The sequence below is a fragment of the Achromobacter xylosoxidans A8 genome, assembly GCF_000165835.1.
Lineage (GTDB): Bacteria > Pseudomonadota > Gammaproteobacteria > Burkholderiales > Burkholderiaceae_B > Achromobacter > Achromobacter xylosoxidans_B.
In genome coordinates this window covers 5954935-5971658 of sequence record NC_014640.1, presented here as the reverse complement: position 1 = coordinate 5971658, position 16724 = coordinate 5954935, and the positions used below count along the sequence as shown (strand labels likewise).

Annotated in this window: 12 protein-coding genes; 2 read left to right on the top strand and 10 right to left on the bottom strand. The window is 67.2% G+C overall.

Annotated elements, in window-relative coordinates:
• Positions 1–5: 5 nt before the first annotated feature.
• The 4 genes from AXYL_RS27605 to rsmD all read right to left on the bottom strand — a co-directional run bounded on the left by AXYL_RS27605 (position 6) and on the right by rsmD (position 2732).
• Complete coding sequence (locus AXYL_RS27605) at positions 6–1229, bottom strand: benzoate/H(+) symporter BenE family transporter (RefSeq protein ID WP_013396176.1); 1224 nt, start codon at positions 1227–1229, stop codon at positions 6–8.
• Positions 1226–1477: a YfhL family 4Fe-4S dicluster ferredoxin gene (locus tag AXYL_RS27600; RefSeq protein WP_006385941.1), complete on the bottom strand. Its 252-nt coding sequence runs from the start codon at positions 1475–1477 to the stop codon at positions 1226–1228. The genes AXYL_RS27605 and AXYL_RS27600 overlap by 4 nt, the downstream gene beginning before the upstream one ends.
• A 126-nt stretch (positions 1478–1603) precedes the next feature.
• Positions 1604–2107 carry a pantetheine-phosphate adenylyltransferase gene (coaD, locus tag AXYL_RS27595; RefSeq protein WP_013396175.1) on the bottom strand — a complete coding sequence of 168 codons (504 nt, stop codon included), beginning with the start codon at positions 2105–2107 and terminating at the stop codon, positions 1604–1606.
• A 58-nt stretch (positions 2108–2165) separates the two neighbouring features.
• Positions 2166–2732 carry a 16S rRNA (guanine(966)-N(2))-methyltransferase RsmD gene (rsmD, locus tag AXYL_RS27590; protein ID WP_041654349.1) on the bottom strand — a complete coding sequence of 189 codons (567 nt, stop codon included), beginning with the start codon at positions 2730–2732 and terminating at the stop codon, positions 2166–2168.
• Between the two features lie 343 nt (positions 2733–3075).
• On the opposite strand from rsmD, the gene ftsY reads away from it, so the two are divergent.
• On the top strand, positions 3076–4152 hold the full coding sequence (gene ftsY, locus AXYL_RS27585) for a signal recognition particle-docking protein FtsY (RefSeq protein ID WP_049797867.1): 1077 nt from the start codon (positions 3076–3078) through the stop codon (positions 4150–4152).
• 78 nt (positions 4153–4230) lie between these two features.
• Here ftsY and AXYL_RS27580 read toward each other — a convergent pair whose 3' ends face one another.
• Positions 4231–5889, bottom strand: coding sequence for a CYTH and CHAD domain-containing protein (locus AXYL_RS27580; RefSeq protein ID WP_013396172.1), 1659 nt, complete (start codon positions 5887–5889; stop codon positions 4231–4233).
• A gap of 340 nt (positions 5890–6229) precedes the next feature.
• Here AXYL_RS27580 and AXYL_RS35360 point away from each other — a divergent pair, with 340 nt between their 5' ends.
• Positions 6230–12178, top strand: coding sequence for an autotransporter domain-containing protein (locus AXYL_RS35360; RefSeq protein WP_013396171.1), 5949 nt, complete (start codon positions 6230–6232; stop codon positions 12176–12178).
• Between the two features lie 87 nt (positions 12179–12265).
• Here the strand turns inward: AXYL_RS35360 and phnE (AXYL_RS27570) are convergent, their stop codons facing one another.
• From phnE (AXYL_RS27570) to AXYL_RS27550, 5 genes are all read right to left on the bottom strand, one after another.
• A complete protein-coding gene (gene phnE / locus AXYL_RS27570) occupies positions 12266–13090 on the bottom strand; it encodes a phosphonate ABC transporter, permease protein PhnE (RefSeq protein ID WP_013396170.1) in 825 nt (274 codons plus the stop codon).
• Positions 13087–13971: a phosphonate ABC transporter, permease protein PhnE gene (gene phnE, locus AXYL_RS27565; protein ID WP_041654340.1), complete on the bottom strand. Its 885-nt coding sequence runs from the start codon at positions 13969–13971 to the stop codon at positions 13087–13089. Before phnE (AXYL_RS27565) ends, phnE (AXYL_RS27570) begins: the two co-directional genes overlap by 4 nt.
• Positions 13968–14738 (bottom strand): phosphonate ABC transporter ATP-binding protein, encoded by a 771-nt coding sequence (gene phnC, locus AXYL_RS27560; RefSeq protein WP_013396168.1) that lies wholly within the window; start codon positions 14736–14738, stop codon positions 13968–13970. Before phnC ends, phnE (AXYL_RS27565) begins: the two co-directional genes overlap by 4 nt.
• A gap of 6 nt (positions 14739–14744) precedes the next feature.
• Complete coding sequence (phnD, locus tag AXYL_RS27555; protein ID WP_013396167.1) at positions 14745–15743, bottom strand: phosphate/phosphite/phosphonate ABC transporter substrate-binding protein; 999 nt, start codon at positions 15741–15743, stop codon at positions 14745–14747.
• A gap of 161 nt (positions 15744–15904) precedes the next feature.
• On the bottom strand, positions 15905–16723 hold the full coding sequence (locus tag AXYL_RS27550; protein WP_013396166.1) for an IclR family transcriptional regulator: 819 nt from the start codon (positions 16721–16723) through the stop codon (positions 15905–15907).
• Between the last annotated feature and the right edge of the window lies 1 nt (position 16724).

The window sequence follows — 16724 nt, the reverse complement described above, 5'->3', positions numbered from 1 at the left end:
CTGCTTCAGGCCTGAGCGCCCGAACGCTTGAACTCGAATGCCGCGTGGGCCAGCAGGCCCGCCGCGAGGCCCCAGAAGGCCGATCCGATACCCCAGAAACTGAAACCCGATGCGGTGGCCAGCAGCGTGATGAGCGCGGCTTCGCGGCGTTGCGGGTTGGCCATGGCCGCAGCCATGCCGCCCATGATGGTGCCCAGCAGCGCCAGCCCGGCCAGCGCGGCCAGCAGGGCGGCGGGCAAGGCCTGGAAGAACACGGCCACGGCGCCGGCCACGACGCTCAGCACGACATAGCCCAGGCCGTAGGTGGCGGCGGCGATGTAGCGCTTGGAGGGGTCCGCATGCGCTTCGGGACCGGTGCAGATGGCGGCGCTGATGGCGCCCATCGTGACGCTGTGCGCGCCGAAGGGGGCGGCCAGCAGGCCCAGCAGGCCGGTGGCCGCCACCAGGCGCGAGGCGGGCGGCTGGTAGCCGGCGGCCTGAAGGATGGCCAGACCGGGCAGGTTCTGCGACGCCATCGCGACGACGAACAGCGGAATGCCCAGGCTGACCGCGGCCTGCGCGCTGAACGCGGGCGTGGTCCAGACGAATTCAGTGAAGCGCCAGTCCAGCAGGTCCAGCTGGATCAGGTTCAGTCCGAAGGCGAGGGCGATGGCCACCAGCATGACGACCAGCACCGCGTAGCGCGGCGCCCAGCGCCGGCACACCAGATAGGCCGCGCACATCGCCAGCACCAGTGCGGGTTGCTGCTTGATGTTGCTGAAGACGCCCATGCCGAAATTGAGCAGCACGCCCGCCAGCATGGCCGCGGCGATTTCGCCGGGGATGCGGCGCAGGATGGGATCAATCCAGCCGAACAGGCCGCAGGCCAGCGTCAGGGCTGCCGCCAGGATGAAGGCGCCGATGGCTTCGTTGAACGGAACGCCCGCCAGCGCGGTGACCAGCAGGGCCGCGCCGGGAGTGGACCAGGCCATGACGATGGGCAGGCCCGTGCGCAGGCTGTATACCGCGCCGCCCAAGCCGAACGCCAGGCTGAGCGAACCGATCCAGGAGCCGATGTGGGCCGAATCCAGGCCCGCGGTATGGCCTGCCTGCACCATCAGCACGGCGGTGCCGCCGAAGCTGACCAGGACGGCGACCAGGCCAGCGGCGATGGCCGAGGCGGACAGGTCGCGGCGGGCGTGGTGGCGGGAAGGGGGAAGGTCGATGCTGGACTGCGCGGCGTCGCTCATGCGGCACCGGTCAGGCGGCGGTACTTGGCCATGAGCTGTTCCTGGCCTTCTTTCCATTGCGGGTGCAGCTCGATGCACTCTACCGGGCAGACCACCTTGCATTGCGGCTCGTCGTGGTGGCCCACGCATTCGGTGCACCGGTCAGGGTCGATGACGTAATAGTCTTCACCCATGGAGATTGCGTCGTTCGGGCACTGGGGCTCGCAAACGTCGCAATTGATGCATTCTTCGGTGATGGTCAGGGCCATGGCGGGCTGCGGGTTGGGCGGGTGGGGCTAAGCGCATTGTAGCGCCGCCGCCCGCCTCGGCCGCACAGCGCAAGAAGGGCGCTCTGCGCGCCCTTCGAGGGTGGAGCAATACCTGTCCGCCGGGGCTCAGCCCGGCCAGGACTGTTCGCGGCGTTCCTTGGCCTTTTCCTGCAGCCAGCGCTCGACCGACGGAAACACGAACTTGCTCACGTCGCCGCCCAACTGCGCGATTTCGCGCACGATGGTGCCCGAGATGAACTGGTACTGGTCCGAGGGCGTCATGAACAGCGTTTCGACGTCGGGCAGCAGATGGCGGTTCATGCCAGCCATCTGGAACTCGTACTCGAAGTCGGACACGGCGCGCAGGCCCCGCACGATGACGCGGCCGCCCTGGTCGCGCACGAAGTCCTTGAGCAGGCCGCCGAAGCTTTGCACTTCCACGTTGGGATAGTGGCCCAGCACTTCGCGCGCGATTTCCACGCGCTCGTCGATGCTGAAGAAAGGCTTCTTGTTGCGGCTAATGGCGATCCCGACCACGACTTTGTCGAAAAGCGTGGCGGCACGGCGGACCAGATCCTCGTGGCCTCTGGTCAGCGGGTCGAAAGTGCCGGGATATACAGCGGTGATCATACGAGCTCCGTACCGTTATAAGTGGTGTACACCATCCTCCGAAGCTCGGATTATTGACCTATTTGCGCAATGCAGCAAATTCCAGCAGATGGTAGTGGACCGCGCCTGCCTTGTCTTGCCGCAAGATCGTGAATCCTTCGGGGGCTTCGATGGGGCTTTCCGCCTCTACGTAGACTAGCCCATGCTCGGTCAGAATGCCCGGCAGAATCGGCCACAGACGCGTCAGCCAGCCCTGGCCGAAGGGCGGATCCAGCATGATCAGGTCAAACCGGGACGCATCCATGCGTTCGGCGACCTGCATGGCATCGCCCACGTGGATGCGTATCATGTCGGCTTTGAGCTTGTCGCGCAGTGTCCGCAGCGCGGACGCGGCCGTCTTGTCCCGCTCGACCATCTGCACATGCGCCACGCCGCGCGAGGCCGCCTCGAAGCCGAGCGCGCCGCTGCCGGCGAACAGATCCAGCACCTGCTTGTCGGCGAATTCGCCGCCCCATAGATGATTGAGCCAGTTGAACAGCGTCTCGCGCACCCGGTCGGGCGTGGGGCGCAGCGTCTCCACGTCGGGTACGGCAATGGGGGTGCGTCTGTATTGGCCCCCGACGATACGAATATACTTGTTACCCATGTTTAGCCGCTTCTTCAAGAAAAAATCCCCTCCGCCCGCCGCGCCGGTCCAACCCGCGCCGCCGCCGGAAGTCGCAGACGCCGTAGCCGCGCCTGCCGAGCCCGCCGCCGTCCCGGTCACGCCGGCGCCGCCGGCGCCTGTGGCCCCCGAGCCGCGCCGCGAACCGGGCATCGAACCGGCCGCCGCCGCGCCGGCCGTCATCGCCCCGGCTGCTGCTGCCCCGGCTGCAACGCCGGTTGTTGCGCCTGTTGCTGCGCCGCAGGAAGCGCCGGCTGCAACGCCCGCGCCGGTTGCGCCCGTAGCGTTTTCGCCGACACCCGTTCAGGCGTCGCCACCAGCTCCTGTGCCGACGCCAGCGCCTGCCCCGGCGGCGGCTCCCGCACCTGTCGCGGTTTCCGCGCCAGCGGTAGCAACGCCGGCGCCGATCTCCGTGCCCGCTCCCGTTGCGGCTCCACCGGCCGTACCGGCTCCCGCGCCTGCTCCCGAACCCGTCGCTGAAGCTCCCAAGAAGGCCTCGTGGCTGTCCCGCTTGAAGCAGGGCCTGTCGCGCACGGGCCAGAGCATCGGCGGCATCTTCGTCGGCGTGAAGGTCGACGAGAACCTCTTCGAGGAACTCGAGTCGGCGCTCATTATGGCCGATGCGGGTCTGGAGGCCACCGAAAAGCTCCTGACCGCGCTGCGCGCCCGGGTCAAGAAGGAACGCATCGAGGACCCGGCCAAGGTGAAGACGGCCCTGCGACAGCTGCTGGCCGACCACCTGCGTCCGCTGGAGCGCGCCTTCGACCTGAAGCGCACGCAGCCCCTGGTTGTCATGATCGCCGGCGTCAATGGCGCCGGCAAGACCACTTCCATCGGCAAGCTGGCCCACACCTTCCAGCGCCAGGGCGCCAGCGTGCTGCTGGCTGCCGGCGACACGTTCCGCGCCGCCGCGCGCGAGCAGCTCATCGAATGGGGCAGCCGCAACAACGTGACGGTGATCTCGCAGGACGGCGGCGATCCGGCGGCGGTGGCGTTCGACGCCGTCAACGCGGGCCGCGCGCGCGGCATGGGCGTGGTGATGGTCGATACCGCAGGCCGCCTGCCCACGCAGTTGCACCTGATGGAAGAGTTGAAGAAGATCCGCCGCGTGATCGGCAAGGCGGATGCCGCCGCGCCGCACGAGGTGCTGCTGGTGGTGGACGGCAACACTGGCCAGAACGCCTTGGCGCAGATCCGCGCTTTCGACGCCGCCATCAATCTGACGGGCCTGGTCGTGACCAAGCTGGATGGCACCGCCAAGGGCGGTACGCTGGCCGCCGTGGCCGCGGGCAGCCAGGGCGTGCGCCCGATCCCGGTGTATTGGATCGGCGTGGGCGAAAGCCTGGAAGACCTGCAGCCCTTCGTGGCGGACGAGTTCGCCGGGGCCTTGCTGGCGGATTGATGTCCGTGGATCCGGCGCGCTTGCGTCGGCAAAAACAAAGGGACGGCGCATGCCGTCCCTTTTGCATTCAAGCCCGCATCACTTCCAGAATGGTTTGCTGGCGGCCAGGTCGTCGAAGGCTTTCTGCGCGTCGTCCGCCAGTTCTTCCAGGCGGGCGCTGATCCAGCCCAGGGCGAACCAGGCTTGCGGGTGGGTGGCGGTACACGACTCGTAGTAGTCCTTGGCCACCGCCAGGTCGTTGATTTCGCCTAGCACGTCCTGCACGCGCGACAGCAGCTTGCGATAGCCGCGCAGCTTGCCCGAGGGCAGCAGCGATTCGGCGAACGCCAGGCTGTAGCGCAGGCGCTTGCCGCGCTTGCGCAGCTCGTGGCGCGTGGGGATGTCCAGCGTGGCGAATTGCGTGCCCTGGTCGGCCACCTTGCTGTGCCAGCGGTGCAGGCGCCGCGCGAGCTGTTTGTGCAGGCGTTGCGGATCGGGTTCGGGGGCCAGCATGGGGATGATGGTGGGCCTGACGCTGGGACCGGCCACGCCGCCTTCCAGCCGGATGGCGGGTTCGGGCGCGGCGTCGCTGGGCGTGCCGTTGGCGATGGTCTGGTTGTCCGCAGCGGGCAGGGCCGGCGGCACGTCCAGGCTCCATTCCAGCAGATCCAGCAGCCAGGCCTGGAAGGCCTTGCCGCCGGCGATGCTGCGCGCATCCTGTTCCGGGGGCGCGGCTTCCATGGGGATCACCGGCATGCCCGCGCGCATCAGCGCGGGCGCCACGGTTTCGTTCAGCACGTCCTGATCGCGGTTGGCGCCGAAGGCGGCGAAGTGCGTGCGCACGCCTTGCAGCAGGGCGTCGGGAATCGGCGCGATCCAGCCGTCGAACAGTTTCCAGGCCGAGCGTAGCCGGCGCACGCCCACGCGCAGCTGATGCACGTGTTCGGAGTTGCCGGCGCGGTACACGCCTTCGGTGTCGACCTCGGCCAGCACCGAGGCGTTGCGCGCGATCTGGTCCAGGCATTCCGCCGCGATGCGCGCCATGGCCTGGGGCGCCGTCATGTCTTCGCGCAGCTTGACCGATGCGGCGCCGCGCGGCGCCCAGAACTGGGCGATGGCTTGGGCGCGGCGGGCTTCGAGGTCATCGCCCGGGATGGCGTCTGCATCTGCCAGGCGCTGCGCCAGTTGGGCCAGCGCGTCGCCGCGCTCGGACTTGCTGCGCGGGTCCAGCACCAAGCTGTGGCGCTGCTGCCAGCCGCGCGCCGCCGCGAAAATGGCGGCAGGGCGTCCCGACACTAGTTCGAATTCCAGCTCGGAAATGGGCAGTTCCAGCGCGCCTGCGCGCAGGATGCCGGTGTCGTAGGCCAGTTCCACTGTGCCGTAGCGCGTGCGGACCTTGCGCAGCAGGCGCTGCACGTCGGTTTCGTAGCGCAGGCCCAGTTCGCCCTTGACGGCCGCCAGCGCGGCTTCGACTTCGGTGCCGGCGTATACCGACAGGTCCAGCACCGGGCCCGGCCGCGGGTGATTGAGTTCGATGCGGGTGATGGCGTTGATGCCGGGCATCTTCAGCGTCTGCACCCAGTCGCGGCCTTCCTGGCGCAGCCGGATGGCGATGCGCGCCCGCGCAAGCTCGCGTTCGGGCGTATCGAAGTACATGGCATGCAGGCGGATACGGGTCGCCTCGCGTTGCTTGATCTCTCGCTGCACCGCCTGGCGCGAAGCCGCGGGCACGTGCAGTTTCAATTCCTGTTCCGACATGGCGACGGGTGTCCAACGGCAAAAGCCGAGATCTTAATCAAACGGGCCGGGCGATTTGATGACCGGTCATATTTATTTCACATGGAGCATAGACGTGTTTGCGGCGCATCAACAACCGGAGTGCAGGGCGCGGATCCTTGGTCGAGGCAGAGGACTGGTGCAATAGCGACCGTTTGTGCTGGAGCACTCGTGACCCCTGAAATTACCCAGTTTCAGTGATATGCATGGTTACGAATCGCTTTTCTAATTGTAATCGGCGGGTTACGCGGCCCGTGCCATCCGATTCCACACGCGTCCGCCTGGCCTCAGCCCCAGCGGGCCACGATTACAGAAGAGCGCCATGAACCGTACGTATCGCATTGTCTTCAACCGCAGCGCGGGCTTGTGGCAGGTTGTAAGCGAGCACGCCCGTGGGCAAGGCAAGGGCGGCCGCCATGCAAGCAGATCCGTGCGCAGACGCCTGCCCTTGATGGCGATGCTGCTGGCGGCCCTGGGCGCGGCCGGCCAAGCGCAGGCGGGGCAGATGGTCACCCTTACCGGCGATGCTACTTACGCACCCTTCTCAGGTCCAAATATGGTGGCCTTCGCCCCGCTATATGTGGGCATATCCGGTGTAGGAACATTGACCGCCGCCGACGGCGGCCATATGACGATAGCGCCGGGCTACACGGTGATTCTGGCCGACTCGGCCTCGGCTGATGGCACGATCAACATCGGCGCGGCTCCCGGCGCTGCACCCGTGGGCGCTGGCTTCCTGGCGACGTCGCTACTCCAGTTCGGCGCGGGCACGGGTACGCTGAACTTCAACACCAACAACTTCCACGACTTCGGCGCGGCGCTGGTCAGCAGGGATGCAGGCACGCATCAGCTCAATCACTATGCGGGCTCCACGCGGCTGGTCGGCGACAGTTCAGGCTTCGTCGGCAAGACCACCGTCACGGGTGGGAGCCTGCAGATTCTCAACATTCTGGGCACCACCGAAGGACGTATCGATGCCGGGCAAGCTCCCGGCGCCACGGCCCGGGTCAGCGTGTTCAGCCCCGGTTCGACCTGGGCGCTGACGGACAACCTTTTTGTCGGCGGCGCCGGGCCCGGAGAGCTGAGCATCTTCAGTAGCGGCACGGTCTCGAACCAGTTTGCAACGGTGGATGCTCAGCAGAACGACGCGGCGAAAGTGACGGTTTCCGGTGTCGGGTCGCTTTGGAGCAATCGCGCGGTGCTGCTGGTTGGTTCCGAAGGCGGGCGGGGCAGCGTGTCGGTCCTGGCGGGAGGATATGCGACCAGCGTCGATGGCGTTGTCGGGCGCACCCAGAACGGCAGCGGCGCCTTTCTGGTGTCGGGGGGCGGCTCCGCCTGGACCAATGGCGGCGAGCTCAGGGTGGGCGATGTCAACGGACAGGGCACGTTGACCATCGAATCGGGGGGCTTTGTCTCGAACAAAGACAGCTATGTGGGCAGCATGGGCGGCAGCGGCAACGTCGTTGTCCGCGGCATCGGCTCCACCTGGGACAACAGCGGCGCGATGACCCTGGGGTTCGGCATAGGAACGGGGGCGGGCAGCCTGACGATCGCGCAAGGCGGCACAGTGAGCGTCGGCGTGAACGGTGGAGGGGCCATTTCCCTGGCGCAGGACCGGTTTTTTATCTTTCCCACCTCCGGCACGATCAATATCGGCGCGGCGGCGGGGCAGCCGGCCGTAGGCGCCGGCACGCTCAATGCCAGCGCGATCCAGTTCGGCGCCGGCATTGCGACCGTGAACTTCAACCATACCGAGCCTGCCTACACGTTTTCGACGCCGCTGTTGAGTACAGGCGCCGGCTCACATAGTCTGAACCAGATAGCCGGTACCACGTTGTTGACCGGCGCCAACGGCTCATTCCGCGGCAGGACCACGGTGTCCGGCGGCAAGCTGGTGGTGCTGGGCCAATTGGGAGGTTCGGCCGCCGTCACGGGCGGGGTCTTGCAGTACGGCAATGGCGTCACGGGCGCGGCCAACTCCCTGAGCGACAACCTGAAGGTCTCCGGCGCCGGCAGCACGCTGGCGGTGCAGCGGGGCGCCTCGCTGGCGGTCGCGGGCGATGTGGAAATGGCCGACGGTACCGTGCTGGACTTGATGGCCGGCACGGGCAGTCCACTATTGCAGGCAAACAAGGTCACGCTGGGCGATGGCGTGGTGTTCAGGCTGAGCGGCATCGCCGACAAGAGCGCGCTCGATACCGTGTTGATCCACGCGCCCACGGGCGGCATCGATGGCGACTTCAGCGCCGTCAGCGTGGGCGGCTTCACCGGAGAGGTCGACTATCTCACCGTCAACACGCACAAGTCCGCCGACAACACGCAGTACCTCGCCACCTACGGCCTGAGCTGGACCGCCAGCAACAATCTGGCCCATGGCACTTTCACGCTGACGGATGCGTCGAACAGCTTCACGCTGGGGTTGCCACTTTCCGACCAGGCCGCCAATGTCGCCGCCGGTTGGGACGGCAAGACCCTGACCAAGGCTGGCGCAGGCACGCTGGTGCTGCAGGGCGCCAACACTTACAGCGGCGGCACGGCCATCCTGGGCGGCACGTTGCAGGTCGATCGCGATGCCAACCTGGGCGCCGCCGCCGGGGGGCTGCGCTTTGGCGAAGGCACGCTGGTGACCACCGCCAGCTTCGATATGGCACGCGCCGTTACGCTGGAACAGACGGGGCGTTTTGACGTGGCCGCGAACACCACGCTGGGACTGACGGGCGCGGTGTCGGGTACTGGAGCCTTGGTCAAGAACGGCGCCGGCACGATGGTGTTGAGCGGCAGTAATAGTCACGGCGGCGGCACGACGATCGCCAGCGGCACCCTGCAGATAGACCGGGATGCCAATCTGGGCGCGGCTACCGGCGGCCTGGCCTTCGGCGACGGCGCGCTCGCCGCTACGGCCTCGTTCGACACCGCGCGTACCGTGTCGCTGGCGCAGTCGGGAAGATTCGACGTGGCCGCTGGCGCCGCGCTGGGCCTGACCGGCACGGTGTCGGGAGCGGGCGCGCTGGCCAAGAGCGGCGATGGCACGCTGGTTCTGAGCGGCAGCAACAGCTATGGCGGCGGCACGCTGATTTCAGGAGGCCGGTTGCAGGTATCGAGCGATGCGAATCTGGGAGCCGCGTCCGGCGGTCTGAGTTTCGACGGCGGCACCTTGGCGACCATGGGCAGCTTCGATACCGCGCGGACGGTCGAACTGACGAAGGCAAACAGTTTTGACGTGGCTGCCGGCACGACATTGGGCTTGGGCGGCGCCATAACGGGCAGTGGAGACCTGTTCCTGTCCGGCGCGGGCACGCTGCGCCTGGACAATGGGGCCAACGCCTACGGCAATACCTGGGTGCGGGCCGGCACACTGATCGGCCATGCCGGTTCGATCTCGGGCAATGTCGACATCAACAACAGCGGCAGGCTGCTGTTCGAGCAGGCCGCCGATGCGCGCTTTGCCGGCGCCATCTCCGGCAACGGCGCGCTCGTCAAGAACGGCGCGGGCACGCTGAGCCTGGACGGCAGCAATTCCTACTTCGGCAAGACAACCGTGTCTGGCGGCCGGCTGGTGGTGCAGGGCGTCCTGGGGGGATCGGCCGAGGTCACGGGCGGCGTCTTGCAGTATGGCGATGGCGTAGCGGGCGCGGCCAACAGCCTGACGGGCAACTTGAACGTTGGCGCTGCGGGCAGCGCCCTGTCGGTGCAGGGGCCGGCGACGCTGGCGGTGGCGGGCGATGTCAATCTGGCGGATGGCACCCTTCTGGACATTGCTGCCGGCGCGGGTGGCCCGTCCTTGCAGGCGGGCGGACTGACGCTGGGCGAGGGCGTCGCCTTCGCCCTCAGTGGCATAGGCAGCGCCAGCCAGCTCGACAAGGTGCTGATCTCTACTCGCGACGGCATCCGCGGCGATTTCGGGGCGGTGAGCGTGGGCGGCTTCAACGGCGCGGTGGACTATCTCACGGTCAATACGCGCAAGTCGGCCGACGGCTTGCAGTATCTCGCCAGCTACGACCTGAGTTGGACCGCGAACAACAATCTGGCGCATGGCACGTTCACGCTGAGCGATGCCGCCAACCGGTTCGTGGTCGGCGCTGATCTGGCGGACCAGGCGCCCAACGTTGCGACGGGCTGGGACGGACGGTCGCTGCTCAAGGCAGGCGCGGGCACGCTGATCCTGAGCGGCAACAACACCTACAGCGGCGGCACCACGATAGCCGGCGGCACGTTGCAGGTCGCCAGCGATGCGAACCTGGGGGCGGCTGCTGGCGGCGTGGCATTCACTGGCGGCACGCTGGCGGCTTCGGCCTCCTTCGATACCGCGCGCGCCATGGCGCTCACGCAGGCTGGACGCTTCGACGTGGCGGGCGGGGCGACGTTGGGGCTGGTCGGCGCAGTCTCGGGCAATGCCGATCTGATCAAGACCGGAGCCGGCACGCTGCGGTTGGACAACGCGGACAACGCCTACGGCAACACCCGGATCCAGGAAGGCATGCTGATCGGCAATGCCAGCTCGATCCGGGGCGACGTCGACAACAATGGCACGCTGGTGTTTGAGCAGAACGCCAACGCCACCTTCGGCGGCGCCATTTCCGGCAGCGGCGCCCTGGTCAAGAGCGGCGCCGGCACGCTGGGCCTGACTGGCGACAGTTCCGGCTTCACCGGCAGCACCACGGTCCAGGGCGGCCGGCTGGCCCTGAATGGCAAGCTGGGCGGCGCACTCAACATCGGCGCGGGCGGCGTGCTCGGCGGTGTGGGGACCGTGGGCTCGGGAATCGGCTCGGCAGTGACCGTGGCGGCCGGCGGCACGCTGGCGCCGGGCAATTCCATCGGCACGCTGACCGTCGATGGCGACCTCGTCATCGAGAATGGCGCGCGATACGCCGTGGAAACCAATCCGCAGGGCGCCGACGCCGATCTCGTCCACGTTACTGGCAACGCTACGCTCAATGGCGGTTCCGTGGCCCATGTGGGCCTCAGCGGCGGCTATGGCTTGCGTTCGGTCTACACGATACTGGCGGCGGACGGGACCTTGTCCGGCCAGTTCGATACGGTGACGTCGGACTACGCGTTCCTGACGCCGCGCCTGGGCTATGACTATGGCGCGGGCCGCGTGTCACTTGAGTTGACGCGCAATGCCACAACCATGGCCTCGGCCGCCGCGACGCGCAACCAGCGCGCGGCGGCCGCCGCCATCGACAGTATCGGCATGGCGGCAGGCAACGAGCTCTACGATGCGATGGCGGTGATGCCGGATGACAAGGGTCTGTTGCGCACCAGCTTCGACCAGTTGTCCGGCGAGATCCATGCATCGGCCAAGACCGTGCTGCTCGAGGACAGCCGTTATGTGCGCGATGCCGCCAGCGAGCGTTTGCGCTCGGCCGTTGGCGCGGTTGGGGCGTCGTCGGCGCCGGTCCTGGCGTCCGCCGGGGACGGGGCCAAGCTGGCCGCAGCGACTGCAATGGGCCCCGCCAGCTGGATCCAGGGCCTGGGTTCCTGGCGCCAGACCGATGGCGACGGCAATGCCGCCCAGGTCAAGAGTTCGACCGGCGGCTTCCTGCTGGGGGTCGATGCCCCGGTGTCCGACGTTTGGCGCCTGGGCTTGATGGCGGCCTACAGCCGCACGGATTTCGACGTGCGGGACCGCTCTTCCTCCGGCGATAGCGATAACTACCACTTGGGCGCCTACGGCGGCGGCCAGTGGGGCGCGCTGGGCCTGCGTGGCGGCCTGAGCTATAGCTGGCACGACATCGCCACGCGACGCTCGGTCTCCATGCCCGGCTATTCAGACCGGCTCAAGGCCAGCTACGACGGGCGTACCGCCCAGGTGTTCGCGGACCTCAGCTATCGCATAGACACTGGCATTGCCGCGTTCGAGCCTTTCGCCAATGTGGCCTATGTCAATCTCAAGACCGACGGCTATACCGAGAGCGGCGGCGCGGCGGCGCTGCGCGCGAACAGCCAGACCACCGAGACCACGTACACGACACTGGGTTCGCGGATCACGTCCGGCTTCGAACTTGGCGGCGCGCAAGCCACCGCCAAAGGATCGCTGGGCTGGCGCCATGCATTCGGCGACTTGAAACCTGTCGCCACCCAAGCCTTTGCCGCGGGCAATGCCTTTACGGTGGCCGGTGTGCCCATCGCCAAGAACAGCGCTGTGCTCGAGGCGGGACTCGATGTGCAGGTCTCCCGCAAGGTCTCGTTCGATCTGTCGTACCAAGGGCAGCTCGCCAGCGGGGCCCAGGACCACGGCGTCAGGGCGGGCCTGAGCGTGCGCTTCTGATCCTTGCCGGCATCCACGGCGCGTTGCCAAAAAAAACCGCCCGTTTCCGGGCGGGGCAAAGGAACGCTGTAGAAGTCCGCAGACGCGTCAGAGGATGCGTTTGCGGACTTGGGTAATGATGATCTCGGCCACCACGACCACGGCGAAGATGGCGGCCAGCACCAGCGCCACGCGGTCCCACTGGAACAGGTTCAGCGCCGTGTCCAGCGCCATGCCGATGCCGCCAGCGCCCACCAGGCCCAGTACCGCCGATTCGCGCACGTTGATGTCCCAGCGCAGCAGCACGATGGACCAGAAGGCCGGACGGATCTGCGGCCAGTAGGCGTACCAGATCACCGAGGCCTTGCTGGCGCCGGTGGCGGTGACGGCTTCGATGGGGCCGCGCTGCGCTTCCTCGATGGCTTCGCCCACCAGCTTGCCGACGAAGCCGATGGAGCGGAAGGCGATGGCCAGCGTGCCGGCCAGGGCGCCCGGCCCGAAGATGGCGATGAACAGCAGCGCCCACACCAGCGAGTTGACCGAGCGGCTGGATACCAGGATCAGCCTGGCCAGCATGTTGACGGTCTTGCTGGGCGTGAGGTTGTTGGCCGCCAGCAGGCCTACCGGCACCGCCATCACCACGGACAGGATGGTGCCCAGCGTGGCGATGTGCAGCGTCTCGATCAGCGCGCCATGCACGCCTTCCGGGTAGTAGGCCCAGTCTATCGGCCACATGCGCCGGAACAGGTCGGCCATCTGCTCGGGCGCGTCGTACAGGAACTCCGGAATGACCTCGACGCCGCGGATCGCCTGCACGATGGCCGCGACCACCAGCAGGTAGAGCGCGAAGCGCAACAGGCGCTGGCCCATGCTGTAGCGTTGCCAGACGCGCGGCGAGCCCGCCGGATTCAGGGTGGAGGCGTGGGCGTTCATTCGTCCACCTCCGCCCGGCGCTTGACTGGCGTTGCGCTGCTGCCGATGCCGCGCGCGCCGGCAAAGCGGCCTTGCAGGATGCGGTCAAAGCCCAGGTTGTCCAGGAACACGGCGCGCACGAAGCCGGCCAGGATTTCGCCCAGCATGATGATGGCGATCAGGGTCAGCAGGATGGCGCTGACGAAGTCGTAGTCGAAGCGCTGGAACGCCGAGAACAGCGTGCCGCCCACGCCGCCCGCACCCACGATCCCCACCATGGTGGAGTTGCGCAGGTTGGAGTCGAACTGGTAAGTCGCAAAGCCGATGAAGCGGGCGAACACCTGCGGCAGCACGCCGAAGATGATCACGTTGGCGAACGACGCGCCGGTGGCTCGCACCGCTTCTACCTGCTTGAGCGAAATTTCCTCGATGGCTTCGGTGAATAGCTTGCCAATGAAGCCGACCGACGCGACCGTCAGCGCCAGGATGCCGGCCAGTGCGCCGAAGCCCACGGCCTTGACGAACAGGATGGCGACGATGACAGGGTGCAGCGCGCGGCACAGCGCCACGATGGCGCGGGCGGGCCACGATACCCAGGTCGGCATCATGTTGCGCGCGCCCAGCAGGCCGATGGGCAAGGCGATGAGGATGCCCAGCACCGAGGCCAGCACCGCGATTTCCAGGCTCTCCGCGATGCCCTTCCACAAGGTGGCGGGCTTTTCGAAGTTGGGCGGGAACATGCGCGCCAGGAACGTGGACGCGTGGCCCATGCCGGTTTCGAAGCGGGCCCAGCTGAAGTCCAGCTGCGCGCCGGCATACAGCGTATAGGCCAGCAGCAACAGCACGCCGGCCTTGGCGCGCCCGGACATGGCGAAGGGGCGGGCGCCTTGGGGTGGGATCATTCCAGCCAAGACTCGCCTCCGTAGATGGTCTTGAGCATGGCGGCGTCCAGCCCCTGGCCGTCGCCGTCATAGACCACATGTCCACCGGACATGCCGACGATGCGGGTAGCGTAGCGGCGCGCCAGTTCGACGTCGTGGATGTTGACGATGACGGGGATGCCCGTGGCGCTGCCCTGCTCGGACAGCAATTCCATGATCTCGACGGAGGTCTTGGGATCGAGCGAGGAGGTGGGCTCGTCGGCCAGCAGCAACTGCGGGCGCTGCATCAGCGCGCGGGCGATGCCCACGCGCTGGCGCTGGCCGCCCGACAGCGCGTCGGCGCGCTGATCGGCGAAACCCGCCAGGCCCACGGTGTCCAGCAGCTTGTAGGCATGCTGGATGTCCTCGGGCTCGAAGCGGCGCATCCACGCCTTCACGGCGGAGGTGTAGCCCAGCCGTCCGGTCAGCAGGTTTTCCATGACCGTCAGGCGTTCGACCAGGTTGTATTCCTGGAACACCATGCCGATGCGGCGGCGCGCGCGGCGCAGCGACGCGCCACGCACGCGGGCCAGGTCCACGGATCCATCCTGCGACTGCAGCACGATCTCGCCCTTGGTGGGTTCGATCAGCCGGTTGATGCAACGCAGTAGCGTGCTCTTGCCGGTGCCCGAGGGGCCGATGATGGCGGTCAGCCCCTGTCCCGCGATCTGCAGGTCGATGCCGTTGAGTACCGGCCGGCCGGCCCGGTATTCCTTCACCAGGCCGGAAATGCGTAGCGACGTCGTCATACGGAATTACTTCTTGCTCTTGGCGGATTCGCGGTCGTAAGCGGCGCGGTTGAAGCTTTCGCCGCCGGATTCGGCGACCTGGCGCACGATGGCCCAGTCCTTCTCGTAGGTCACCGGATAGAAGCGGTCGGCGCCGTCGAAGGCCTTCGACATTTCCGCCGGGAAGCGGTAGTCGTAGAAGCACTTGAGCATCTGGTCGCGGAACTTGGGTTCCAGGTCATGCGCGTAGGCGAACGACGAGGTCGGGAACTTCTCGCTCTTGTAGATCACGCGGAAATCGGCTTCCTTGACCTGGCCGCGTTCGACCATGCGCTTGAACACGTCCGAGGCCACGGCGGCGGCGTCGTAGTCGCCGGAGTTCACGCCCATGACGGACTGGTCGTGCTTGCCGGAGAAGATGACCTTGTAGTCCTTGTCGGGGGTCAGGCCTTCCTTGGGGAACAGCGCCACGGGCGCCATGTGGCCCGAGTTCGACGAGGGCGCGGTGTGCGCCAGCTTCTTGCCCTTCAGGTCGGTCAGCTTCTGGTACGGGCTGTCCTTCTTGACGATGACGATCAGGTTGTAGCCCTGGAAGCCGTCGGCGTAGCCCTTGACCGCGAACGGCACGGCGCCCGCGATGTTCACGGCGAAGGCAGTGGGGCCGGTCGAGAAGCCGCCCACGTGCAGGCGGCCCGAGCGCATGGCCTCGATTTCCGCGGCGTTGCTTTGCACCTGATAGAACACCACGCGCTTGCCCGTGCATTCGGACAGGTGCTTGGTGAAGGGCTTGAAGATGTCTTCGTAGACCGCCGGGTCTTCCACCGGGGTGTAGGTGAACACCAGGGTGGACGGCGTCTTCAGCTTGGCCGGATCGGTGGGCGTGTCGGCCACCAGGTCCTTGTTGGCGTCGCAGTACATCTGGTCCAGGTCGCCGCGGTTGGAGCAGGCGTCGGCGGCTTGCGCGGCGGACGCACCCAGGGCGAAGGCGGCCAGCGTGGCCGCCTGAAGCAGGCGCAGAGCTTGCATCTTGTGTCTCCTCTTTCTTTGTTTGTGTGACGTGTCACTTAATTCAACCTGAATTCAAACATGGAAGAGGAGGGGACGCACTCGGGAAAGTCCCTGTGTTTCTTTTCGGCTTTTGTTCGTTTTGTTCGATTTATGTTCGTTTTTGCGCGAATTTCACACTATCAGCTCCGATACCCGAGCTTGCGCGAGATTTCCTGCGCGCAAGCCAGCAGCGGCCGGGCGATGGCGCCGTCCCAGGCCACGTCGAACAGTCCGGTGGGGCCCAGGCTGGTCAGGGCCAGGACGATATTGCCGGTGTTGTCGAACACCGGCACCGATAGCGCGTCCACGCCCGGCAGCGGGTTGCCCAGCGCGCGCGCCATGCCGTGCACGCGGATGTCGGCCAGCTGCGCCTCGATGTTGGCGCGGGAGGCCTTGCGCGGGGGCGGCGTGCTGGCGATGACGGCGGTGTCGCCTTCCTCGCGCGCGATGTAGTGCTCGCTGACCTTGGGCGGCAGCCAGGCCGCGAACACCAGGCCGGTGGCCGTGTGCAGCATGGACATCACCGTGCCCTTGCGCATGTTCACGTGGACCGGGTAGCTGGCTTCGGTCATGTGGATCATGGTGGGGCCGTGCGAGCCCAGCACCGCGATGCCCAGGGTATGGCCGATTTCCGATTGCAGCTTGGCGATTTCCGGCATGGCGACGCGCACCGGGTCCAGGCGTTGCAGGCTCACCAGCCCCATCTGCAGGGCGAAGGGGCCCAGCTCGTACTGGCCGGTGATGGCGTCCTGCTGCACCAGGCCGACGCGGATGAAGCTGACCAGGTAAGGGTGCGCCTTGGCCGAGGTCATGCCGGCGCCCGCGGCCAGGTCGCGCAGGGTCAGGGGCTTGCCGGCGTCGACCAGGGCGGCCAGCAGCGGCACGCCCACCTCGATCGACTGGATGCTGCGGCGGCCGTCGTTGGCGGCCGGGGAGGAAGCAGAAGGGGATGTCGCCACG

Excerpts from the sequence above, each read along its gene's own strand:
- AXYL_RS27605 (WP_013396176.1), bottom strand. The coding sequence starts at position 1,229 with ATGAGCGACGCCGCGCAGTCCAGCATCGACCTTCCCCCTTCCCGCCAC.
- AXYL_RS27600 (WP_006385941.1), bottom strand. The coding sequence starts at position 1,477 with ATGGCCCTGACCATCACCGAAGAATGCATCAATTGCGACGTTTGCGAG.
- coaD (WP_013396175.1), bottom strand. The coding sequence starts at position 2,107 with ATGATCACCGCTGTATATCCCGGCACTTTCGACCCGCTGACCAGAGGC.
- rsmD (WP_041654349.1), bottom strand. The coding sequence starts at position 2,732 with ATGGGTAACAAGTATATTCGTATCGTCGGGGGCCAATACAGACGCACC.
- AXYL_RS27580 (WP_013396172.1), bottom strand. The coding sequence starts at position 5,889 with ATGTCGGAACAGGAATTGAAACTGCACGTGCCCGCGGCTTCGCGCCAG.
- AXYL_RS35360 (WP_013396171.1), top strand. The coding sequence starts at position 6,230 with ATGAACCGTACGTATCGCATTGTCTTCAACCGCAGCGCGGGCTTGTGG.
- phnE (WP_013396170.1), bottom strand. The coding sequence starts at position 13,090 with ATGAACGCCCACGCCTCCACCCTGAATCCGGCGGGCTCGCCGCGCGTC.
- phnE (WP_041654340.1), bottom strand. The coding sequence starts at position 13,971 with ATGATCCCACCCCAAGGCGCCCGCCCCTTCGCCATGTCCGGGCGCGCC.
- phnC (WP_013396168.1), bottom strand. The coding sequence starts at position 14,738 with ATGACGACGTCGCTACGCATTTCCGGCCTGGTGAAGGAATACCGGGCC.
- phnD (WP_013396167.1), bottom strand. The coding sequence starts at position 15,743 with ATGCAAGCTCTGCGCCTGCTTCAGGCGGCCACGCTGGCCGCCTTCGCC.